Source organism: Gimesia sp. (assembly GCF_040219335.1).
Lineage (GTDB): Bacteria > Planctomycetota > Planctomycetia > Planctomycetales > Planctomycetaceae > Gimesia.
This window is the reverse complement of record NZ_JAVJSQ010000004.1, coordinates 363,259-386,634: the sequence shown is the minus strand read 5'-3', so window position 1 is coordinate 386,634 and position 23,376 is coordinate 363,259. Positions and strand designations below refer to the sequence as shown.

At 51.9% G+C, this 23,376-nt stretch carries 16 protein-coding genes and 1 tRNA gene; 12 read left to right on the top strand and 5 right to left on the bottom strand.

All coding sequences use genetic code 11. The features are described from left to right. The first annotated feature begins 10 nt into the window (after positions 1–10). The 3 genes from RID21_RS02550 (at position 11) to RID21_RS02540 (ending at position 4,108) form a co-directional block, all read left to right on the top strand. On the top strand, positions 11–766 hold the full coding sequence (locus tag RID21_RS02550; protein WP_350187031.1) for a 2-phosphosulfolactate phosphatase: 756 nt from the start codon (positions 11–13) through the stop codon (positions 764–766). Between the two features lie 93 nt (positions 767–859). Beyond that, positions 860–2,515, top strand: a complete 1,656-nt coding sequence (locus tag RID21_RS02545; RefSeq protein ID WP_350187030.1) for a glycine--tRNA ligase — start codon at positions 860–862, stop codon at positions 2,513–2,515. 54 nt (positions 2,516–2,569) lie between these two features. After that, a complete protein-coding gene (locus RID21_RS02540) occupies positions 2,570–4,108 on the top strand; it encodes an FAD-dependent oxidoreductase (RefSeq protein WP_350187029.1) in 1,539 nt (512 codons plus the stop codon). A gap of 46 nt (positions 4,109–4,154) precedes the next feature. On the opposite strand, the gene RID21_RS02535 is transcribed toward RID21_RS02540, so the two are convergent. Then, positions 4,155–4,225 (bottom strand) — tRNA-Gly (locus tag RID21_RS02535). 139 nt (positions 4,226–4,364) lie between these two features. Continuing rightward, positions 4,365–9,053 carry an outer membrane protein assembly factor BamB family protein gene (locus tag RID21_RS02530; RefSeq protein WP_350187028.1) on the bottom strand — a complete coding sequence of 1,563 codons (4,689 nt, stop codon included), beginning with the start codon at positions 9,051–9,053 and terminating at the stop codon, positions 4,365–4,367. Positions 9,054–9,407: 354 nt separating this feature from the next. On the opposite strand from RID21_RS02530, the gene RID21_RS02525 reads away from it, so the two are divergent. Continuing rightward, positions 9,408–11,846, top strand: a complete 2,439-nt coding sequence (locus tag RID21_RS02525) for a PSD1 and planctomycete cytochrome C domain-containing protein (protein ID WP_350187027.1) — start codon at positions 9,408–9,410, stop codon at positions 11,844–11,846. 67 nt (positions 11,847–11,913) lie between these two features. After that, positions 11,914–13,401 (top strand): DUF1501 domain-containing protein, encoded by a 1,488-nt coding sequence (locus tag RID21_RS02520; protein WP_149345642.1) that lies wholly within the window; start codon positions 11,914–11,916, stop codon positions 13,399–13,401. On the opposite strand, the gene RID21_RS02515 is transcribed toward RID21_RS02520, so the two are convergent. Together RID21_RS02515 and RID21_RS02510 are read right to left on the bottom strand one after the other, a co-directional pair. Next, positions 13,398–14,645, bottom strand: coding sequence for an arylsulfatase (locus tag RID21_RS02515; protein WP_350187289.1), 1,248 nt, complete (start codon positions 14,643–14,645; stop codon positions 13,398–13,400). The two genes, RID21_RS02520 and RID21_RS02515, sit on opposite strands and share 4 nt — an antisense overlap. Before the next feature lie 143 nt (positions 14,646–14,788). After that, positions 14,789–15,772 (bottom strand): zinc-dependent alcohol dehydrogenase, encoded by a 984-nt coding sequence (locus RID21_RS02510; RefSeq protein WP_350187026.1) that lies wholly within the window; start codon positions 15,770–15,772, stop codon positions 14,789–14,791. Between the two features lie 170 nt (positions 15,773–15,942). Here RID21_RS02510 and RID21_RS02505 point away from each other — a divergent pair, with 170 nt between their 5' ends. Beyond that, positions 15,943–16,977: a Gfo/Idh/MocA family protein gene (locus RID21_RS02505; protein WP_350187025.1), complete on the top strand. Its 1,035-nt coding sequence runs from the start codon at positions 15,943–15,945 to the stop codon at positions 16,975–16,977. 17 nt (positions 16,978–16,994) lie between these two features. Here RID21_RS02505 and RID21_RS02500 read toward each other — a convergent pair whose 3' ends face one another. Further along, positions 16,995–17,495: an ACT domain-containing protein gene (locus RID21_RS02500; protein WP_350187024.1), complete on the bottom strand. Its 501-nt coding sequence runs from the start codon at positions 17,493–17,495 to the stop codon at positions 16,995–16,997. A gap of 300 nt (positions 17,496–17,795) precedes the next feature. On the opposite strand from RID21_RS02500, the gene RID21_RS02495 reads away from it, so the two are divergent. From RID21_RS02495 to RID21_RS02470, 6 genes are all read left to right on the top strand, one after another. Then, positions 17,796–18,401, top strand: a complete 606-nt coding sequence (locus RID21_RS02495) for an HAD family hydrolase (protein WP_350187023.1) — start codon at positions 17,796–17,798, stop codon at positions 18,399–18,401. Between the two features lie 235 nt (positions 18,402–18,636). After that, complete coding sequence (locus RID21_RS02490) at positions 18,637–20,379, top strand: hypothetical protein (protein WP_350187022.1); 1,743 nt, start codon at positions 18,637–18,639, stop codon at positions 20,377–20,379. Next, entirely contained in the window at positions 20,376–21,572 is a 1,197-nt protein-coding gene (locus tag RID21_RS02485) for a hypothetical protein (RefSeq protein ID WP_350187021.1), read from the top strand. Before RID21_RS02490 ends, RID21_RS02485 begins: the two co-directional genes overlap by 4 nt. A 479-nt stretch (positions 21,573–22,051) precedes the next feature. Next, positions 22,052–22,384 carry a Flp family type IVb pilin gene (locus tag RID21_RS02480; protein WP_350187020.1) on the top strand — a complete coding sequence of 111 codons (333 nt, stop codon included), beginning with the start codon at positions 22,052–22,054 and terminating at the stop codon, positions 22,382–22,384. 147 nt (positions 22,385–22,531) lie between these two features. Then, positions 22,532–22,858 carry a hypothetical protein gene (locus RID21_RS02475; RefSeq protein ID WP_350187019.1) on the top strand — a complete coding sequence of 109 codons (327 nt, stop codon included), beginning with the start codon at positions 22,532–22,534 and terminating at the stop codon, positions 22,856–22,858. 171 nt (positions 22,859–23,029) lie between these two features. Next, positions 23,030–23,329, top strand: coding sequence for a hypothetical protein (locus tag RID21_RS02470; protein WP_149345650.1), 300 nt, complete (start codon positions 23,030–23,032; stop codon positions 23,327–23,329). Positions 23,330–23,376: the final 47 nt, after the last annotated feature.

The window sequence follows — 23,376 nt, the reverse complement described above, 5'->3', positions numbered from 1 at the left end:
AGTACGAGCCATGCCTGCCGAGATACGAACCTGCTTTTTACCTGTCTTGTCACAACCTGAAGAGTTTTCAGGGAGTGTCGCTGTAATTCTGGATATTCTGCGTGCTTCGTCCACGATGACCTACGCGCTGAATTCCGGAGCCGAGGCGATCATTCCGTGTCAGGAAATCGACGAGGCCCGTGAACTGGCAGCGCAACTCCGGTCTGCAGGCGAGCAGGTTCTGCTCGGAGGCGAACGCAAAGGGATTCAGATTGAAGGCTTCGATCTGGATAATTCCCCGGCCCGCTATCCTGCTGACGTGGTACAGGACAGAAAGATTGTCTTCACGACCAGTAACGGCACACGGGCACTGAAACGGGCCATCCAGGCGCGACGAATCCTGATTGGGGCGTTTCTTAATCTGGACGCATTGCTGAAAATTCTCAAAGCGAGTGACGGGCTGATCTATCTGGTCTGTGCCGGAACGGATGGTGTCGTCACGGGAGAGGACTGTCTCTGTGCCGGTGCGATTGCATCCGAGCTGGTCGAGCAGTGCGAGCAGGATCTGGTATTGGACGATTCCACACGGATCGTGATCGATCATTACCAGACACAGATCCAGCAGCCAGACGGCCTGTTACAGGGAGTGCGCGCCAGCCTGGGAGGCCGCAACCTGATTCGGCGTGGCTTTGAAGAGGATATTCAACTATGTTGCCAGCGTGGACTGATTTCACAAGTCCCTGAATTTGATCACCAGACCGGCCTGATTACGTTTTCAGCCGGCTGAACTAATATGATTTTCAAACCGATTTCTGTTTAATCTGAAGTTGAGTATGTCTGTATAAGACAGTATGGAAAGACCAAATCAATGAAAAAAGAGATGGAAAAGATTGTAGCGTTGTGTAAACGACGCGGGTTTGTTTTTCAGTCTTCTGAGATCTATGGCGGATTGCAGGGATTCTGGGATTACGGCCCATTGGGAGTCGAACTCAAGCGGAATGTCCGTGAAGCCTGGTGGTCCGATATGATCACGACACACAACGAACTGATTGCGCCGGAAGGTGCTCCTAAACCATTCGGCATGACCGGGGTCGAAACCACAATTATCATGCATCCCAGCGTCTGGAAAAGTTCGGGGCACTTCGATCTGTTCCACGACTTCATGGTGGATTCCAAAGAGTCCAAGACTCGCTTCCGCGTAGACCATGTTTCGGTTGCAGTCGCTTATGCTTCCGATCAGAAACCGGTCGCCTGTGAAACTTATATGGCGGACATCGGTGAGGAAGGTCTCTCTAAAACCAAACGCAAGCGGCTGGAAAAAGCAATTGCTGAATATGAGAAAGACAATAATCTTTCTAACAGCGAAGAGCCGCAGATTTCGGTTTGTAACCTGATGGAATACGCGAAAATGCTGGGAAATGCTGGCATTCCCGCGACCGGAAAACTGGAAGCCCGCTGTCCGGATACCGGAGGCGAATTGACTGAGCCCCGTGAGTTCAACCTGATGTTCAAAACAATCATCGGTGCCCTCTCGGGCGAAGAAGGAACCGCCTTTCTTCGTCCGGAAACCGCACAGGGGATGTTCGTGAACTTCAAGAATGTCGTCGACAGTGGTCGCGTGAAGGTGCCGTTCGGGATCGCCCAGATCGGAAAGAGTTTCCGTAACGAAATCACGCCGCGGAACTACACCTTCCGTTCGCGCGAATTCGAACAGATGGAAATGGAGTTCTTCTGTCATCCGGATGAATCCTTCGAATGGTATCAGTACTGGCGCGACCGCAGATACAACTGGTATATTCAGCACGGGATTAACCCTGAGAATCTGATTCTCCGCGACCATACGCAGGAAGAGCTGGCGCACTACTCCGTCGGGACGGCGGATGTCGAATACGCCTTCCCCTTCATGGAAGAAAACGAATACGGAGAACTGGAAGGGATTGCCCACCGTGGTGATTTTGACCTGCGTTCTCACATGGAAGGAAAACTGGTCCGTGAAGGCGATCAGCTGGTGGTTGAAAAGAACGAGCATGGTCAGCCTAAGTACAAAGGAAGTGGAAAAGATCTGACCTACTTTGACGATCAGACGCGCGAACGGTTCATTCCCCACGTGATTGAACCCGCTGCTGGGGCCGACCGGGCCACTCTGGCGTTCCTGTGTGAAGCGTACTATGAAGACGAACAACCCGATGATAAGGGGGAGATGCAGTCTCGTACTGTCATGCAGTTCCATCCCAAACTGGCACCGGTGAAAGCAGCCGTATTCCCACTGATCAAAAAAGCGGGCATGCCGGAAGTTGCTGCCGACATTTACGGGAAGTTGAAAAAGGCTGGAATCCAGGCCGTCTACGATCAGCAGGGAGCAATCGGGCGTCGTTATCGGCGTCAGGACGAGATCGGAACACCTTTCTGCTTGACAGTGGATGGGGATACCGAACAGGATAACTGTGTGACCATGCGTGATCGTGATTCGCTGAAACAGGAGCGAATTCCCATCGATGATATCGTGGCGGAAGTTCAACGGCGCATTCACGGCTAAGAGCCAGCCCCGTTTCAACTGCATCCAGACATCAGTATATATGAGGAGCCTGACATGGCAGACAAGAAGATAGACCGCCGCAATTTTGGAAAATATCTGGCCGGTGGAACTGCCGCCTTTCTGACGGGGGCAGCCAGTGCGGCTGACAAACAACCCCTGGTTGATGGCGTGACGCGTCCCTCGAATACGCTGATTCTGGATGGAGGCGGGCAATCGGTCTGGAACTCCACCGCACAACATGTTCGTACCCGCGGTTGGGTTTCCCCTGACGGGAAGATCTTTCACGAAGCCGCCCGGAATATTCCCATCCAGGAAGAAGACGATGTGATTGTCTGTGGTGGTGGCCCGGCCGGTTTTGCCGCAGCCCTGGCAGCAGCACGCAGCGGAGCCAAAACCCGTCTGCTGGAAGTGAATGGCTGTGTGGGAGGTGTCTGGACTGCTGGTGCGTTGACACTGATTATCGATGCGCAGAAGAAGCCGGGCATCATGCACGAGATTCTGGAAAAACTCGAAGAACGTGATGCCAGCAATGTCTTGAATAACGGGTCGGTTGCCTACGACACCGAAAAAACCAAGCTCCTGCTCGAAGACATGCTGCTGGAAGCGGGAGTCAAGATTCAGCTGCATACCCGCGTGGTCGGGGCTGTGACAGACATCAACAATCGTCTGTCGCTAATTGTCACTGAATCGAAGTCGGGTCGACAGGCCTGGCGGGCGAAGTCATTCATTGACTGTACCGGTGACGGCGACATGGCGGCACAGGCCGGCTGTGGCTATGAGTTCGGCCAGCCCGGTACCGGGCTCACCCAGCCGATGAGTCTGATGGTATTGCTGACCGGCGTAACGACAGATGGGATCGCCCAGTTCGTTCGTGGCGATGCCGAGCCCCGCAAGCTGGGGAATCCCAAGAAGAACCTGCTGGCAGAATTTCAGCGTGCCGGTGTGGATCCCTCTTACGGTGGACCGACAATCTTCCGTGTGCGGGATGGACTGTTTGCGATGATGGCCAACCATGAATATGGAACACTTTCGATCGATGCTGCTCACGTTACCGACGCAACCCTGCAGGCACGTCGAGAAGTACACAAGCTGGTCAACAGCCTCAAGAAACTGGGGGATCCCTGGACCAATCTCGAAATTATCGCGACCGCAGAACAGATCGGAACGCGTGAAGGACGTCGCATTCTGGGGCGTTATTACGTTTCGAGTGAGGATCTGAAAAACGGTGCCCGTTTTGATGACGGAATCTGTCATGTCCGATTTGGAATCGACGTGCATTCCACCAACCCGGGTAAAACCAAGGCGATTGAAAAGAAACCATTCAAATCGAAACCCTATGACATTCCGCTGAGGGCTCTGATCGCCCGGGATGTGAACGGCCTGATGATGGCTGGACGCTGTATCAGCGGTGACTTCATCGCGCACAGTAGTTACCGGGTCACCGGGAATGCAGTCGCGATGGGAGAAGCAGCCGGAGTCGCATCAGCTGTGGCGGCGACTTCAGACAAAATGCCTCACGAAGTCCCCTTCTCTGCCGTTTCCAAACAGCTGGCACAGATCCGCGGGGAAGATCAGCGGCAGGTAAAAAGCTAGAAGTTAGTCGAGCTTTTTTAGACCACCTGAGTCTGTTAGAGAAAAAAGCGGCTGAAGGGAATCGAACCCTCGTCACCAGCTTGGGAAGCTGGGGTAATACCATTATACGACAGCCGCGAATTCAAGATTATGACAGACTAAACTGGAGTGAGGTTCGGGTCAAGCATCCGGATGATCGAGGCTCCGGTATTCCTGAATTTCACGGCCACTGGTTCCGAAAACAGGGCTTTTGACGGCAGCCTGCACTAAGGCACTATTACAACGGAGAGTCCAGCAGATTCTCCAGTCCCCGGGTTGGGTTCTGGTAATCAATTTCCACTGCACTGTGCATCCCCTGCAGGATAATCTTCCGCAAGCGGGGGTCGATCTGCATCTGCAAAATCGTGTCCTTGAGGATGTTATCCTTGAAGCCGATGGTCTTGCCTGTCCGGGTGTCAAGAATTTCGAACAGGAACGAATAACTCCGGGTCCGGGATTCCGTACGGATCTTGCTCATGAAGATCAGGAAAGGCAACTGGTACTGGGATGTGTCGATCCAGGAGCGTTTAGGCAGATTGCGGTTCCAGAGGATTTTGCCGGACTGCTTATCAATGCTCAGCAGGTCATTATCGATGTGCACGACATTCAGGAATGAGTCACTGATGAAGAAATCATTCTGCGGAGTGCGACGGCGCGGCGTGGTGTAAGAGAAATTAAAGTAATAGCGGCCATGGTCGGAAAAGCCGATGAACTTGTTGAGGTTTTTGAGATATTCATCAGGGATGTCGGTCTCGATCATGGTCTCGCCTGATTCCACATTCAGAACTCGCAGCCGGTTCGGAGGCAGCAGAATCGCCAGCTCGGTATCGGAGATCTGTGTAGAGAAACCGGAGTTGTCCACCGGCTCATCGAGAAGCAGTCGATCAGTCAGCGGATCCCAGAGGCGGACTCGCTTTTCGGTTGTGGAAGTGGTTTCATAAAACAGCTTGCGACCAAATACGTGTCGAATGCGGCTGTTGAGCTCAAGTTCTCCCTGGCGAATCCGTTCTCCAGTGATGGCGCTGTAAACATCGTAATTCGTACGATTGATGCTGAAAGCGACAATCGCTTCCTGATCACCGACAAGTCCCTTGCTGGAATCACTGAGGAAACCGGATTTGGAAGGGATGTTCTTCCGCTCCCAGAGCACTTTTCCATTGGCAGGATTCAAACCGAACAGACGGTTGCCCCACTGAAAGACACAGACGCGAGGTCCGGAGGGACCGACATAAAACAGCGATTGTGAGTTATTCAGATCATCGAATTCGGTGGTCCAGAGAGGCTCTGAAACATCATCCTCCAACTGTAGCAGTGAAACACCATGAATTTTATGACTGCTTCCCAGGGGAATAAAATGACCCACGCGCGTATTTCGCGAATGATAGGGATAGGAAATCCGGTCCGAGACTTTCACCTGGCCGATCGATTGACCAGCGTGACGATTAACCACAGTGAGCAGAGAGCCCTGTTTCAGTAACAACTGTGAGATCTCTGGTGGCGGCAGAAACTTTCGTTCATAGTTTCGGTAGGTAGCCGCGATTTGCGGTGCGGGAGCAGCGACGTCGCTTTGACGAATATTAACCCGGGTTACGTTATCTCGCAAAGGCTGCATGGCCTGATAGATCGACCAGGCGGCAGACCCTCGGTCATAACGTGCGACGTATTCTGCTCCGGTGAGTCCATTCTCCAGCGGGATGTTCGCATACTTCTCATTGAGCTCTTTCAGGAGTCCCGCCGCCTCATGAGGTAGGCCAACTGCTTCCCAAAGCTCAAGCAACTGCCGGGCCGCTTCTGCGGCAACATGGGGATTCGCATCGGCGTGGTTCTGCATCAGTAGAAATTCCGCCTGTTGAATCTGTCCGGACTGCATCATTTTTTGGGCCAGTGTACTCCGTACTGCTACTGCCTGTGACCAGCTGCCGTAGGTGTCCAGAAAAGCCTGAAGTTCTGCGGTGGTCGCTCCCTGCAAGGCCGACTGTTGATCTTCGATAATAATGGAGTTCAGCGTTGCCTGGTCATTCTGATCTGCTTTGTCTGCGATCCGCTGCATCAGCCCGGCGATCAGGCTTTGTACGGTGACCAGATGATGTGTGTCTCCCGCCATGGCCAGCGGCTGATTGACCTCAATTTTTTTGAAGTCCTCAGCGACCTGCATCAGCCCATGGTAGTCTTCCTGGTCCAGCAGATACTTCGATTTACGAGACAGGAAGCGTCCCCGCTCCAGAGGTGTCTGGGCCAGCGATTCCAGCTTGCTTAGAAGTTCCGCCTCACTCTGACCACTACGATTGAGTTCGGCATAGAGCAGTTCCCGCAGCAGAGCGGTGGAACGATCCTGAATGTCTGGGACTGACTGGTTGGATAAGAGAGACTCCAGGCGACGCTGGGCACCGGTCAGGTTACCCAGGGCGAGTTCGAGTTCGGCTTTGAGCAGTTGGTCGATCTGTTTCTGTTGAGGGGATAACGACTGCTGATTGTCAGGCAGGCTGGCCAGCATCGATTCGGCCTGGGGAAACGCATCGATCTGCCAGAGACCCAGCGAAATAATCCGCCCACGATGGGCAATGATATTTCCGGGAGCCCAGTCATGCTGTTTCTGCTCTGAAGGAGATGGCTCCCCATTCCGCTTGACGACCTCATAAGCATAGGCTGCACCCTCTTGCAGGTCCTGTTTAAACTCGTGGTTCAAGATACTTGAAATCTGATTCGTATTGCTGAGGGAGAAGCCCGCTTCCTTTCCGGTGGGAACATGGATTTTGAGCACATGCCCTGCTCTGGTCGGCAGCAGATAGTTCTCCTGAGAAAGAAAACCGATGCCGGAAACTGGTCCTACCTGCAGATGCCAGAGCTCTCGACCATCCTCGATATGCCGACCGCGGCAGTAGTCAGACCCGAGCACCAGCACGGTCTCATCGACTACGGCAGCGATCAGTTCGCCATCCTCTCGATTGACTTCTTCCCACAGGGGGAGTCCTGTTTGCAGGTCAATACAGTGAATGTAGGGGGAGCCACTGGGAAGGTAGAAGACGCGGTTGCCGGAGATCACTGGGGCACTCGTGAGTCCGGGATGTCCGAAACTCACCGGGCGATAATAGCGTTTCTGAGCGATCCGACGGGAGTTATCCCCTTCACCGTAATAATAGCTCCAGAGCAGGTCGCCGTTTGTAGCATCCAAGGCGACTACGGTGTCGATCTGTGTTGTACAGACAATGATCCCCTCACTAGAGGCCAGCGGTGCCTGCTGCCATGATCGCTCGCGATCTGAATAAATCGGCTGATCGACGTAAGCCAGCCCCTGTTTCCAGAAAATCGAGCCGTTGTGTGGGTTAATACAGAGCACAGAAAGCTGGCTGTTATGCTCGGCGATCGCATACAGGTAGTTTCCAACCGGTAGCGGCGCACCCAGGAAATAATAGCCGGAAATACTCCACAGTGGTTTCACCGGAAACGTGGTTTCTGGTTGAGGATCCTGTGAAGGAGCTCGAATCGCGGTTAACCCGTCGGCTGCAGTTGGCTTTCGTTTGACGGGAAGCGCTACCAGCCGGTTGCCTTTTTGTGAGACTAGAGGGAAATGAGTTGTATTGCGACGCAGGCCGATGTTTCTCTCGGCTGGGGGGAGCTGATCGGGAATGTAGTCCACGGCAAAAACTGCGTGGCCGTTACTGGAAAGCGTGCCGTAAATCGAGTTACAGGTGTAGAATTTCTCCAGTGACAGGTTCTGGGAATAGGCGGCATGACCGGGAGTGCGTTCGTCGACCTGATCGATCAACTGATTGAGGCTGCCGGCACTCTGAAACAACCAGGCAGTCTCACCCGAATCGATATCAACGGCTCTAACCCCTTTAAAATCACGATAGATAATCAGATTATCGACTGCAATCGGAACATTCGCGACAGCAGTCGACTGATTCTCGCGCTGCTGCTTTCGCTCCCAATTAATCAGATACTCGAGGGCACGATATTTTTCAGTACGCGCAATCGGCTGGCTCCAGTCGGCCTTAAAGTAAGGAACGCTCGATTCAACAGACTGGTTTCGTTGCGAGTTACCCTGGGAGATCAACCAGCCACGATCGGCGGGTCTACGTGGGCTGTTTTGCAGGTTCAGAGCGAGTCGTTCCATCGCCTGCGGTAATCGGTATGTCACGCCGCCCAGAGTAACCTCAGCTTTACTTTTACGGGACAGGATCCGAGTGACCTTTTCCTGTTGGTCAGATTGCTGATAAGCGACTGCTGCTTTGAGAAAGTGAACTGGTTTCATGCGGGACTGATGGATGCGGCTCTCAAGAAGCAGATCCCAATAGCGTGAAGCAAACTCGAAATTCCCCTGCTCCAGATGCCGGGTCCCCAGATAATCGATGGCTTCAAATCCGGCCCGGAGGGGATAAAAGCGTAAGATGACCTGCTCAAAGAGGCGCAGGTCCTCTGACTCTCGTGCCTGCTCCAGCATTCCATTAGCCTGAGGACCTGAGATACGTTCATAATCGGCGAGGTCCCGGGGATTGGCAGTGGAAAGGAGTTCCCGAGTCCGTTTGCGAAAATTGAATGGCTGTTTCGCATTATCGGGCCAGAAAAAATAGTCTTCCTGATGGTCGAGCAGCTTTTCCAACTGCAGGGCGCCCTCGGTGAATTCCCGTTCGTTGAATTTCTGTTCTGCACGTTCGAACTGTGTCCGCAGACTTCGATTTCGGTAGATCCGGTGAATCAAGGCTTCCCGATCTTCAGAAATCGCGTCGGGATCAGGTTCACTTTGTTCAGGAACGGCCTGTTCAGGAGGATCCAGAAACGCCAGCAGGAGCTGCCGGGCTGGTTCATCTTGTGAGAGAAGATACGTACAAGGCCCGATCAACAGGAGGGCGACTGCTGGAAGCAGTCTGGCAGTGACACTCTTCAGGGGAGAACGCCCTGAGAATGGAGGATTGATTCGTTTCATCCTGCAAATTCTCCTCGGGGGCAAAAACAGATGCCAGTGTCAAAGCGCGTCTGTGATTACAGATGTCACCATTATAGCACAATCCGTCGAGTTACAGACAGACTACTTTCAAGGGTGTCGCCTCAGATTGCGGAAGAAAATGAACACAAATCACTGCGAGGGAAATAACTTAGGTTAGTTTATTGTTGAATTGACATTCATTTATGGAATGATTGAGAATAGAATAAATTGAACTGAGAATTACTATGACATCTGGAAAATGCTGAGATCATTCCATGATCACGACAATGTCGGGAGAGAGAAATCTAAATGCCGGAATCCAGTCGCTTGAGAAACAGACCATGTTTAATTCAGATGCTCTGCTGGGGGATTCTCCTCAGTCTCACTTTGGGGTTCACTGCAGAAGTCGATGCAGAGACGAAGACCACCCCTGCAAAGTCTTCTTCACAGCCTCCCGTGGATTTTACCCAGGAGATCCAACCGCTATTAGCAAAGCACTGTTATTCCTGCCATGGTCCTGATGTACAGGAAGGGGGGCTGCGGCTGGATCAAAGCGATGAAGCGTTCAAAAAACTTGAGTCGGAAGCAACGGCGATTGTTCCCCGGCATCCGGAACAGAGTGAATTGATTGCCCGGATTTCCCCCCGGGATGATGGACTGCAGATGCCCCCGGAAGGAGAGCAGCTCAAGCCGGCCCAGGTGGAACTGCTGAAAAACTGGATCTCCCAGGGCGCAGAATGGAAAAAACACTGGGCCTTTGAGCCTCCCCGAAAGCAGGCACCACCCGCCACCCAGAACCAGGAATGGGTTCAAAATCCAATTGATGCGTTCATCCTGAGAAAACTGGAACAGAAGGGGCTCTCCCCTGCACCACCTGCAGACCGGGTCGCACTGATTCGTCGGGCATATTTTGATCTGACCGGGCTGCCTCCCACTCCCGAGGAAGTCGATCAGTTTGTCAACAATCCTGCTCCTGATGCCTACGAAAAAATAATTGACCGCCTGCTGGATTCGCCTCACTATGGAGAACGCTGGGCGCGGCACTGGCTGGACCTGGTCCGCTATGCTGATACCAACAGTTATGAACGGGATGGTAACAAACCCAATGCCTGGCGTTTCCGGGATTATGTCATCCGCTCCCTGAACGAAGACAAACCCTACGACCAGTTCATTAAAGAACAACTGGCAGGGGACGAACTGGATCAAGTGACTAATGATTCTATTATCGCCACCGGCTATTATCGACTGGGGCTCTGGGACGATGAGCCGGCTGACCCACTCTTGAGTTACTACAATGAGCTGGATGATATCGTCACCACGACGAGTCAAGTGTTTCTGGGACTGACACTGAACTGTGCCCGCTGTCACGAACATAAAATCGACCCGATTCCCCATGAAGACTATTACCGCTTTATGGCGTTTTTTCATGGTCTGAACTCATACGGGATCCGCTCTGATCAACTCTCTTACAACCAGACTGACATCACGGGGACGAAGCTGGTCACCCGCTATGCAGAGTTGGACGAAAAACAGGGCGAGCTGAAGCAGAAAATGCGTGCGATTGAAGAGACAGGCATCAAAAAAATGTCGGGCGTCGATCAGCGGCGTTCTGAGACCAGGGAACGCAAAAAGTTACTGGAAGAAAAACTGGCACAGTTTCTGGAGCCTGCTCAGATGCAGGACTATCAGAAGATGCAGTCCGAAATGCAGGAACTGAATGCGGAGCGGAAAAAACTGCCTCCCCGCAAGATGGCGCTGAGTGTCAGTCGCAGCCTCAAAGAACCCCGAGAAACGTTCGTTCTACTGCGGGGAAATCCGCATGTGAAAGGGGATCCGGTCCAGCCCGGGTTTCCCGAGATCTTCGGGGGTGAGCAGGCGACGATTCCCAAACCCTCTGCGGAGCAGAAAACCTCCGGTCGCAGACGCGTACTGGCTGATTGGATCGCCGATCAGGATAATCTGCTGACTTCGCGGGTCATCGTGAACCGGATCTGGCAGCATCACTTTGGTCGGGGAATCGTGCAGTCACCCAATAACTTCGGACAGCTGGGGGTCCCACCGACTCATCCGGAGCTGCTGGACTGGCTCTCGCTGAAATTTAATGATGAGGGACAGCGGTTCAAAGCCTTGCACAAGCTGATCATGCTGTCGAATACCTATCAGATGTCCTCTCAATTCTCGGAAGAAGCGGCTGCCGTCGACCCGGCTAATGATCTGTTCTGGCGGTTCAATATGCGACGATTGAGTGCTGAGGAAGTCCGCGACAGTATCCTGGCGGTCAATGGACGCTTGAATTCAAAAATGTACGGACCGGGCTTTTATCCACAGATTTCTAAAGAGGTCATGCAGGGGCAGTCGAAACCGGGACAGGGTTGGGGAGATTCGTCGGAAGAAGAACGGGCGCGGCGAAGTATCTATATTTTCGTCAAACGTTCGCTGCTGACTCCCCTGCTCTTCAATTTTGACTTTGCCGATACCGACAGCAGCTGTGCTGTGCGCTTTGTGACGACCCAGCCGGCACAGGCACTGGGGATGATTAACGGTGCCTTTGTCAACAGTCAGGCAGAACACCTGACCGAACGACTGCTCAAGGAGGCGGGACCGGAATACCCGGCATTCGTAGCACGGGCAATTCGCCTCGCCTATGGTCGTCAACCCCAGCCCGGTGAGGTGGATCGGGGAGTTCATCTTATTAAGAGCCTGATTGACAAACACCAGTTATCAGAGAGACAGGCCCGGGACTATTTCTGCCTGACGATCTTAAACCGTAATGAGTTTGTTTATCTCGATTAAGATTTTGATATTACGATATTGATATAACGGGTTTGAGAGAGCCTGAGAGCGTATAAAGGATCAGGATATGAGCTTAGAACAGCAACCCCAACAGCCAGCCGGACATGCCCAGTTTTGCCGACGAACACGGCGGGAATTCCTGTGGGAAGCGGGAGGCGGATTTGGATCAGTCGCCTTAACCGGGATGTTGTCCGCGGATGGGTTTCTGAATTCTCAGGCGGTCGCCGCTGACGGAGTAAGTCAGTTCCGGAATCCTCTGGCACCCAAAGATCCCCACTTCAAACCCAAAGCGAAGAGCGTAATCTTCCTGTTCATGTACGGTGGCCCGAGCCATGTCGATACGTTCGATCATAAGCCTAAGTTGTATGGTTTGGACGGGAAGACGATACCCGTCAAAACCAAGGGACGCGGCGGCGAAAAGAACGAAGGACGCGTCGTCGGTCCCAAATGGAAGTTCAAACAGTATGGCCAATCGGGGCAATGGGTTTCGGATCTGTTTCCGCATCTGGCGACCTGCGTCGACGATATTGCATTTCTCAAGTCAATGACCGCGGATTCTCCAATCCATGGCTCAGCCATGTTGATGATGAATTCAGGACGCATTTTGAGCGGGTTCCCCAGCCTCGGCTCCTGGCTGAACTATGGTCTGGGAAGCGAGAATGAAAATCTGCCCGGCTACGTGGTGATGCTCGATCCGACAGGTGGACCGATCAGCGGCGCCAAGAACTGGTCCAGCGGTTTTATGCCGGCCACTTATCAGGGGACGACAATGCGTTCCAAGGGAGCACCACTGGTAGACCTGCGACGACCCGCAGGCATGAGCAGAGCCGTTCAGCGAGAACTGCTGGATGCGCTGAAAACGGCCAATGAAAAGCATGAAGCAACCCGGGCCGGGAATTCGGAACTGGCGGCCCGGATCGCCAGCTATGAACTGGCTTTCAAGATGCAACAACACGCACCAGAAGCAGCAGATCTGGCTTCAGAGACCCAACAGACTCAGGATATGTACGGGCTGAACAATCCCCGGACTGCTGATTTTGGCAGACGCTGCCTCCTGGCCCGGCGTCTGGTCGAACGCGGAGTACGTTTTATTCAGCTCTACTCAGGCGGAAATCATAATGATGCTAACTGGGATGCCCATGGGGATCTGGTCAAGAATCACAGCTATCATGCCGGGAATACCGATCAGCCGATCGCAGCGCTGATCAAGGATCTCAAAGCACGGGGCCTGTTCGATGAGACTATGATTGTATGGGGGGGCGAATTCGGACGTCAGCCCACTGCAGAATACGCGAAAGGAACCGGCCGCGATCATAACTCCTTCGGATTCACCATGTGGACTGCGGGCGGTGGAATCAAAGGCGGAACTTCCGTGGGGGCAACCGATGAACTCGGCGCTGCCGCCGTGGAGAAACCATTCCATGTCAAACGACTGCACGCGACGATCCTGCATCAGATGGGCCTTGATCCGAATCGCCTGTCTTACTTTTACGGCGGACTGGATCAGAAACTGGTCGGCGTTGAACATACCGAGCCGATTTCAGAAATCATCTAGTCCGCAGACTGACTGGCGGTGATCTGTCGCTTCATGCGTGTGGCGATTTCGGGATGTTCTTTAGCGAGATTGTGAGTCTCTCCGATATCCGTATCGAGATTATACAACTCTAGCGGTTTACCGGGGCCAGTCTGGACGGCTTTCCATTTACCAGCCCGCAGAGCCACTTTGCCCCGATATTTCCAGAACATCGTCTCATGCGCCTGTTGCGACTGGCCCAGTAGTTCCGGCAGGTAAGAAATGCCATCAATGTTTTTCGGTGGCTGGATCCCCGCCAGTTCACAGGCAGTCGGCAGGAAGTCCCAGAAAGCACTGATGTGATCGGAAGTGGTACCCGGTTTGATTTTTCCCGGCCACTTGACAATTAGCGGCACCCGGATGCCTCCCTCATACAGATCACGTTTGTATCCTTTCAGCGGTCCGTTAGAGTTGAAGAATTCCACCTGATGCATGCCCTCCTGATGAGGACCATTGTCCGAAGTGAAAAAGATGATGGTCTTGTTTTCCAGTTTGAGTTCTTTCAGCAGTTCGACCATCCGGCCCAGGTCCCGGTCGAGGCGGGTTACCATCGCGGCGAAGCCTTTTTCGGGCTGAGGCCACTCGCGATCCTGGTAGTCGCCATATTCAGGGACTTCCATGCCGTCTCCGGTAGCGCGGCCCCCTTCATTGTTCGCGTGTGGAATTGTGTAATGTGCCTGCAGGAAGAAAGGTTTATCTGCATTCGCCCGGATAAAGTTGAATGCTTCGCGGGTCAGCAGATCATGCGAGTAGGTTTCACGCGAGATCGAGACCCGTTTGTGAGGCCCCACCTTGTTTCCCGGTAATGAAACTTCCTGTTCGTTGCTCCAGAGGAATTCAGGATAAAAGTTATGCGCGTTGCCCTGGTCCAGGTAGCCGAACCAGAAATCAAAGCCCTGCTTGCTGGGAACACCCGTTGATTCCGGAATACCCAGGGCCCATTTTCCTACGCCGCCCGTCGCATAACCCTGTTCTTTGAACAGTGAGGTGACGGTCGTTGTGTTTTCCGGGAAATAATACTGTTCATTCTGACTGATCGGAGTGTGTCCCGAATGCTGTCCGGTGAGTAGGACCAGCCGCGAAGGACGACAGACGGTGTGCCCCGCATAGTGATTGGTGAACCGCATCCCCTGCTGAGCAAGCTGGTCGATATTGGGGGTCTTGATGATTTTCTGACCGTAGCAGCCCAGGTCGCCGTAGCCCATGTCATCTGCCATCACATAAATGATGTTGGGGCGGTCCTCCGCTCATAGATCGGAAGTTGTAAAGAGCAGACAGAAGATCAATGAAAAAAGAACACGACAGGTCTTGTCAGAAATCATTATTATGAAACTCAGAGTCAGGGGGATTCAGTGATGGAATAGTTCGATTATGCCTGTTGTTTCGCAGGGAAATCAACGATGACTTTGATAGCCCCCTCGCGTCGATCGCGGAAAAGTTCGAATGCCTGCTGAATTTCAGCGAGAGGGAAGCGATGTGTGATAATCGGACCGACATCAATTCGGCCTTCAGAGAGCCATTGCATCGCTAGCGGAAAGTCACGGTTGAAATCCGGATTGATGCTGGAATGAACGGTAATGTTTTTAAATACCAGATCCCGTACTCGAAAATTGTCGATCGTCTCAGGGGGAACCCCGAAGACCAGAATCTGACCAGCCTGGCGACAGAGTTCAACGCAGAGATTTATTTGCTGATCGGCGTGACCAACGGCCTCAATCACGATGTCGGGCAATTCTCCCTTTAATATTTCCCGGACGGCAGTGACTGGATTGTTGTTCCTGTTACAAATTGTGGCGGTGGCGCCCATGCGGGGACTGACTTCCAGCCGGGATTCGAGTAGATCAATGCCGATGATCTGGCGCGCACCCATGTTGTTCAGGGCGGCATTCATAAGTTGTCCCATCGGTCCCTGTCCCACTACAGCGACGGTCTTGTCCAGCAGATTGGGAAGTTTTTTGAGTGCGAAGAGGGCCGTCCCCAGGGGTTGGGCCATCAATGCATGTTCCTCAGGAATGTTGGTTGCGATGGAAATGGTGCGGGATTCATCCAGCAGAAATCGCTCCTGCAGTCCCTGTTGCATCACGGGAACAGCCAATACGCGGTCCCCTGCTTTCCAGCGGTTTCCATTAGTCGCGGTAACCGTGCCAATCATCTCATGTAGAGAGTGACCGATTTCAATTTCCCATTCGTCGGTGCCATTGAAATAAGGGAGATCGGAACCACATAGACAGGTGGTCTCAGGTTGAAAGATAATCTGCCCCGCACAGTCTGCAGGTGGAGAGGCTGGCAATTCGGGTTCGGGAACGTCAATGAGTTCAAGTTGACCGGGCGCTACGAGATGACTTGCTAACAAAGAACTGGTCCTGAAATATGTGACAGCTTCCTGTTCCAGAATCAAAGTTGCTTCTGGCAGGAACAAAGCGGAAAGGATATATTCATATAAAATATACGATGTCGATTCAAATGCAAAGTCATGCCCCCAGGTGGACCGCTTAACCTTGGGGAATCTGAGGGAATTCTGCGATGAGTAAACAGATTGATGTGGCCGTGTTGACCAATGAGACCGGGGCACACCTGAGTGCGTATTACTCTGCGTTGAAATCGACCGAAGCCGTCAAGTCCGTCTATTTGGCGGACCCGAGTGGAAAACAGGTTGATCTGGCGCGAAAGGAACTGGGGGCCAAGTTAAGTGAAGTCTATGCTCAGGCAGAAGTACTTTTTCAGAATCATAAACCAGAACTGGCTTTGGTCACCATGGAGGCCCGACAGGCGCCTGCTGCGATTGACCTGGCGCTGGAACAGGGATCTCATGTGCTTTCAGAGAAACCCGCATGTCTGAATGTGTCTCAGTTCGAGCCACTGGTTCAGAAGGCGGAAAGTAAGCATCTGAACTTATCACTGGCCCTGGCCAATCGGACGAACCCGGAGATCCAGTATGCACGCACACTGATCCAGGAGGGCACGCTGGGAAAGATCTACGGTGTAGAACTGCAACTGCTGGCGGATCAGACCCGCTTAACCAGACCCGCCTATCATGGAAGCTGGTACGCGCACAAGGATCAGGCCGGTGGGGGCTTTCTGTCCTGGCTTGCCATTCACTGGCTGGACCTTTCGATGTATCTGACAGGTGCGTCGATTAACGAGGTGAGCGGGTTTACGGCGAATGCCGGTGGTCAACCGCTTGATGTTGAAGACTCGGCAGCATTCGCCTTGCGTTATGATGCGGGATTTCTCGGGACGTTGACCGCGGGCTTCTATCTGAAGCAGGGATATCAGTCCATGATCAAAATCTGGGGAAGCAAAGGCTGGCTGGAGATGCTCCCCTTTGCCGATCGCCCGTTAGATTGGAGTGTCAATCATAACGGGAAGCGTTATCGTTTTGAGAAGTCATTGGATCCGCGCGGCTATACACCCGCAGTGCGTAAGGCTGTCCTGGCAGCGGCAGGTGAATCAGAACCGCTGCTCACCAGCCGCGAGAGCTTGCGAATTATTCAGACGATCTACGCATGTTACGAGGCAGCCAGTACTGGTAAGAGGCAAAGCATACCCGGTTTGTAAGTCAGATGCTGCCTGTATCAGAGCAGGTATTCGTCATCATCTTTGAGGTCTTTTTCGGTGATGATGCGATGCCCCTGTTCTGTCAGTGTTCTGATTCCCAGATCGATATCATCAACGCACAGAGCGATCGCCCCTCTACCATGTCTGCGATAGAGCAGCGGATAAGTGTAGTCGATGTTGACTTCTGCCTGGAGCAATGAGATACAGATTCGCATGTAAGGCTGTGTGTCATCCGGCAATTCGACACCGATGAGATCTTTTTCAAAGAAGGTATAACCGGAGAGCTCGAAGATTTCCCTGGCGTGCTCGTAGTTATCGAGAACGATACGACTCATCGCGACGTCTACCGAATCGACGGTGCTCAAAGCTATGATTCTCAGATCAAATTTTTCCAGAAGCTTCAGCAACTGATGGAGATACCCCACTCGGTTTTCCATAAACACACAGAATTGACGCAGGCAGGGCCACTCTTTGCCTGGTTCCCCCGAAGGGTAAGAGGATTGATTTTCATAATCCATCTGATTTTCTCCACGTATTGCAAAGCCAGTTCGAATGCCGGCATAGAAACAGCGTTCGAACCAGAGTTTGTGTACAGACAGGAACCAGGTCGTGTTACGTTCTCATCAAGTTCTTATCTTCAGGCAATTTAAGCAAATTATGCGATGTCGTCAATAAGAGGTGCCCGCTTCAGTGCCAGGAAAGCAGATCGACCAGCACAGAGGTGAAAAAGCAGCTGATTTGCGTCTTGTACATCTGGGGCTGAGATCATACAACTGCCACGTTTAACTGAATTCTGACCAGAAATCCGGAGTCAAAACGTGATTCGTACCTTTCTGTTTGATATGGGAAATGTTCTCGCCTTTTTTTCACATGATCGAATGTGTGAACAGATGGGGGCGCTTTGTGGGCGTACCCGCGAGGAGATTCAAGCTCTGCTGATCGATTCGGGAAAACAGTGGGAGTTTGAACGGGGGCAGTTGTCGGCAGAGGAATTTCATCAGTGGTTTGAAGAGGCCGCAGGCCAATCCGTCTCCTATCTCGATCTGGTCCGGGCTGCATCAGATATTTTTGAGCTGAATGCGTCCATCGTTCCCGTCCTGGATACTCTGAAAGACCGCGGGCATCGGCTGGTACTTCTGTCGAATACCTGTATTTCTCATTTTGAATTCATCTGGAATGAATACGAGGTCCTGCAACGTTTTGATGATTTCGCAACGTCCTACAAGGCGGGCGCCATCAAGCCGGAACGGCCGATTTTTGATTTAGCACTCTCAAAGATCCAGTGTGCTCCTGAAGAAGCCTTTTATACTGATGACATCGCAGATTATGTCAATGTAGCACGGGAGTTGGGGATCCAGGCGGAGGTATTTACAGACACACCGACTCTGATCCAGCATCTCGTGGCCCGGGATATCCAAGTCTGAAAGACTGCCTGGGAGTGAGAGACTTCTCGCGTATCTGATCTCATACAGCGGCTTTACAGATTGTTCATCAATTTGACGTGAACAGACAGCCTGGCTACGCGCGATCCACTTCTCTTAACTGCTTTGGAACATTGTTTGCGTAATAAACCTGGTTTCTGCGGAACTGTACTCTGAAGTTCCGGTAATTGAACGATCAATTCAGCAGTTGAGTTTGTTTAAATCAGTGGACGCAAATATGTCGATCGACTCTCCCCCTGGCACTCTGGAGCCTGAAACGGCACTCGATAAAGGTCAGTTCTATCGAGAAACTTTTTCCATGGGCTGGTCGCATCTGATTACCTGCCTCTGGTTTGCATGGTTATTCTTCTATTTCGGTAACGTACACATCTTTTACTCAGATATCTGGGGACATGTTTCGTACGGTGACTGGATCCTGTCCCATCGAGGTCTGCCTCAATATGATCCCTTCCTGTCGCTGGCAGAGGGCGTGAAAAGTATTGACGCGGCATGGTTATCTCAGGTTCTGTTTGCGAAAGTCTACGAATTCTGGGGGGTACGGGGGCTTTCACATGTCTTTGCTTTGACAGTGTTTGCGACACACGTGTTGTTCTGGTGTGCATTCTATATCAAAACGGGACGCGTCGGGGTGAGCACGCTCGGATCATTCCTGCTGATCCTGATTTCCTCCAGTCGGATTGCCATCATCCGACCAGAAATTTTCGGAACATTCTGCGTGGCGTTGCTGCTGGTGGTCATGGCCTGGGCTGAGAAATATGACCGCTGGCTTCCTTCCCCTGACGGTGACGAGGACGTCTCTGCAAGAAAAACTCCCACTCCCCTGCTTTGCAGTCTCTATCTGGGGATTCCTCTGATTTTCCTGGGCTGGGCAAATTTGCATGGTTCCTTTGTCGTAGGTCTGGCCATACTGGCGCTACAGTTCCTGGGACGGGCACTGGAAGTACTTTGGAGGACGAAGAGTCTGATTCAGGTCTGCACGGATCCGTGGGTTCGTCGCTGGCTGATTGTGACTGAGCTTTCAGTCTGTACTGCCTTACTCAATCCTTACCATATGGATCTGTTTCTCAATTCCCTGCTCTTTCCGCGGAATCCCAACCTCAAAGATGTACTGGAATGGGAGCCACTGGAGTTTCGGGATGCAGAGGGAATCTGGTTCTGTATGGCCTGGGTGCTCATGCTGGGGCTCTACCGCCATAGTCGGGAACGGGTCAGGACGGCAGATGTGCTGAGGATTGGTCTGCTCTCACTGTCTGTGATTATGGGCGTGCGGATGATTGGCTGGTTTTCGGTCATTTTTGTCTACGCCATGGTGAATCATCTGGCAACCGTGATTCCCCGGACGACTCCAGTGTATTTGAAGTCCGGTTCCAAAGAGAAAAAAACAGGTTCCTTCTGGGCACGCAGATCACTGGTTATGACCTCGGTGTGTGTCTTGATCCTCTGGTTTGGCTTCGCTTTTTCAAATATAGCGACTCCCCTGTTTGGTGGAAAACCACGCGATATCAACAAGGTCTACAGTGAAGGTACGCCGCGCAAACTGACGGAGTTTCTCAGGGCTCATCCACCTCAGGAACAGGTCTGGAACCCCCAGTGGTGGGGGGACTGGCTGGTTTGGGATGGCCCCAGAGATCTCAAGGTCTTCATGACAACCAACGCTGTGCATCTGGCTCCGCCACGCGTCTGGCGAGATTATCTGGGAATAGCGCGTGCGAATCGAGGTTGGCAATCAGTTGCAGAGAGATACAACGTATCAACCTTTATCGTGCACAAAGAAAAGCAGGTTGCATTGGAAAAACAGGTGCGGCGTCTGGACGGTTTTCGTCCTGTCTATGAGGATGATCTGGCATTAGTCATGTCGCGTGAACCGGCTCTGATTGAGGCAGCAAAAACATCAGAACCTATAGATAAAGAGAATGAATCTGAGCAGAAATCCGCTGCGAAAGAAGAGGATCAGCCATGAGTTCACAGCGAGCAACAATAAATAAAAAACTGAAAGTCGCAGCATTTTTATGTCTGCATATCCTGATCGTGGGAGCCGTGATTGGCTGGGCAGCCGTACGCTATCAGGACTGGGAGCGGGCCAAGGAGCTGCCGGCATTAAGACTTAATCCTTTGACGGTCAAACCGGAATATGATCGTCCCGAAATCGTTTCAGATGAAGACCTCGGGAAGGTCCTTTCCCGTCTGCGGCCTCAGTTTCGCGGTAAACAGCCCCGCATTAACTATGTGGATCATGCGCTGCGATTCTGGGGACTGGAAGCGGTGTTTGATGATCCCAAATCCCTGTCAGGAATTGAGATGCGCGATATCCTCCTGGATCATCGACAGTTTGGTCAGGTTTGGGGGGGCAAAACCAGGCCTCTACTGGTCCGAAACGAGAATGGTTTGCGGGCGCGCGTCCAGGAAGGGTTGGAAACCTCAAGCCATGAGGACCATACGCTGGCCACGCTGGCTGAAGTGGGGACCCCCGTCGATTATCCAATTGTCCTCGCCCAGGGAGAGACAACGCTGGCAGAAATGATTCAGGAATCTCTGAAGTCCTTCAGTCTGAATCAGGTGGAATACGAGTGGTCGGCACTGGTGTTTGCTCTATTTCTGGATCACCCTCAAAGCTGGGTGACCAGCGAAGGTCAGCGGATCAATTTCGACGTAATCAGCGACCGAATCATGCGGCAAAAGCCGACTCAGGGAGTCTGCTATGGAAATCATAGACTACATGCACTGGTTATGATTTTGCGCGTGGATGAGCAGACTCCGATTCTGTCAGACGCAGGACGAATGAAGATCATAGATTATCTGAAGAGTATCACGGATCGATTGGTGAAATCGCAGTCACCAGAAGGCTTCTGGGATAAAAACTGGGATGGAACCAAGCTGGATCTCTCGACGGAGCAGAAATTCACACCACGAGCGCGGCGGGTGCTGGCGACTGGTCATGCCATGGAATGGTGGGCACTGGCTCCTGCCGAGGTGCTTCCTCCTGCTGAAACGCTGGAAAAGGCAGGAAAATGGCTGGTAGAAACCATCGAAAAGATGCCGGAAACCGAGATTAAGAACAGCTTCACCTTCCTGTCCCATGCTGGTAGAGCGCTGGCTTTGTGGAGAGGTAAATTCCCGGCTCAGGTCGCACTGCCTCCGCTAACCAAAGATTGACGAATCTTGTCGCTTTGGTAGGCCATCCAAATCTCTGTATTGCATTCTGCGCTGTTCTTTCCCACAGGCTCTAGCCCAATCTTCGCTAGAAACATGGTTAACACGTGCTGTGCACCTCTGGTTACATCGCTGTTTAAAGTGTTAACCAGCGGAAACACTTTCATTTGCTGTATCACCTGCCAAGTGACGTTTGCCTGTAAATATCAGGAAAACTAACAGAAAAGAGAATTGTGCTGAAACTAACGGATTGCGCAGGAGTGATTCAAAAACCGGTCATTGGAAAAATGCACGGATTACGACCTGGTGTGAAAATAAGAAAAATATGCATGTGTGGTAAAAGTGGCACATGGTCTGCTGTATCTTCGCAACGTCTGCGCCGGGCGTATGCAGACAAGTTAATTTACTGGATTGTTTACAGTCACATGATCTTGTGACGCATTCAGTATGCATTAACCATCTGATTAATGTGAGGAGTACGAATGAAGATGTTTCAGCAGTTTTGGAATGATGAAGCTGGTTTCGTCGTTTCAACAGAACTTGTGCTGATCGCTACCGTGTTGGTTCTCGGCATGATTGTCGGTTTGACCACGCTGCGTGATCAGGTAATCGCAGAACTCGCAGACGTTGCCAATGCAATGTCCAACAGCAACCAGAGCTATTCCTACTCTGGTATTACAGGTCACTCTTCCAGCACTTCAGGGTCGCTGTTCGATGACAACACAGATTTCTGTGACCAGGATGACAACGGTGGCGCAGGTACCTTTGCTCACTGCATCACAGTGATTGCAGCTACAACCGGTGAAACACCTTAGTTGTTAATCTGAGCCCATGTGGCTCAGCAGCCAAGGGTTCTCCCGTTGTTTATTTAGGGAGGACTCATGATAATTCTGTTTCAATTTTTTATCACAATGTTCAAAAGAACTGACAATGTCAGTTTAGATGATACTTAAGGAGTTAGAATGAACATGCTTAATAAGTTCTGGAATGATGAGGCAGGTTTTGTTGTCTCATCTGAACTCGTGTTGATCGGTACGATCCTGGTATTAGGGGTTGTTGTTGGATTGGCCACCGTTCGTGATCAGGTCGTACAGGAACTGGGTGACCTCGCTTTAGCTATCTCAAACATTAATCAAAGTTACAGTTTTTCTGGTGTAACGGGACACACTTCCAGCGTATCTGGATCTCAGTTCGTTGACCAGACTGACTTCTGTGATACCAACGTCGATACGGCAGGCTTAGAACCTGCTTGTATCAACGTCGCAATCGCTGCTCCCGTTGGTGAGTAGTACTGATACAGTTTGAGTTTTCAGGCTGGTTCCCGAGGACGCCCACTCGGGAACACCCTGATAAACAGTATTTGAGAAGTTGGTACTGGATTGGCATATAAGATGCACATATATGTGCAGTGTTTGTAAAACACGAGTCAGCATTCTCTCAAAGTCAGGATAGCAGCAGGAATGAAACTGTTAAGTCAATTTTGGTCGGATGAAGGAGGTAATGTCTCCGCATTCACAACAGTTCTGATGTTGACGATTCTCATCATCGGCATCATTCCCGGAGTTGCCACATTACGCGATCATATCGTCCAGAAGTTTGGTGATACAGCGGTGGCTCTGGAGAGCATCGATCAGTCTTACAGTTATACGGTCAACGGTGTAACAAGTCAGTATCACGACTCGGATACGGGGACGTTAACGGATCCCCTGAACGGTGCTCCTGCCGATCTGGATCTGACAATTGCTCCTGCCGGAGAATAAAATAGAAACTGATCTGGAACGATCAGTAAATTAATCGAAACAATGTG

Coding starts and splice junctions, on each gene's coding strand:
- RID21_RS02550 (WP_350187031.1), top strand. CDS start 11: ATGCCTGCCGAGATACGAACCTGCTTTTTACCTGTCTTGTCACAACCT.
- RID21_RS02545 (WP_350187030.1), top strand. CDS start 860: ATGGAAAAGATTGTAGCGTTGTGTAAACGACGCGGGTTTGTTTTTCAG.
- RID21_RS02540 (WP_350187029.1), top strand. CDS start 2,570: ATGGCAGACAAGAAGATAGACCGCCGCAATTTTGGAAAATATCTGGCC.
- RID21_RS02530 (WP_350187028.1), bottom strand. CDS start 9,053: ATGAAACGAATCAATCCTCCATTCTCAGGGCGTTCTCCCCTGAAGAGT.
- RID21_RS02525 (WP_350187027.1), top strand. CDS start 9,408: ATGCTCTGCTGGGGGATTCTCCTCAGTCTCACTTTGGGGTTCACTGCA.
- RID21_RS02520 (WP_149345642.1), top strand. CDS start 11,914: ATGAGCTTAGAACAGCAACCCCAACAGCCAGCCGGACATGCCCAGTTT.
- RID21_RS02505 (WP_350187025.1), top strand. CDS start 15,943: ATGAGTAAACAGATTGATGTGGCCGTGTTGACCAATGAGACCGGGGCA.
- RID21_RS02500 (WP_350187024.1), bottom strand. CDS start 17,495: ATGGATTATGAAAATCAATCCTCTTACCCTTCGGGGGAACCAGGCAAA.
- RID21_RS02490 (WP_350187022.1), top strand. CDS start 18,637: ATGTCGATCGACTCTCCCCCTGGCACTCTGGAGCCTGAAACGGCACTC.
- RID21_RS02485 (WP_350187021.1), top strand. CDS start 20,376: ATGAGTTCACAGCGAGCAACAATAAATAAAAAACTGAAAGTCGCAGCA.
- RID21_RS02480 (WP_350187020.1), top strand. CDS start 22,052: ATGAAGATGTTTCAGCAGTTTTGGAATGATGAAGCTGGTTTCGTCGTT.
- RID21_RS02475 (WP_350187019.1), top strand. CDS start 22,532: ATGAACATGCTTAATAAGTTCTGGAATGATGAGGCAGGTTTTGTTGTC.
- RID21_RS02470 (WP_149345650.1), top strand. CDS start 23,030: ATGAAACTGTTAAGTCAATTTTGGTCGGATGAAGGAGGTAATGTCTCC.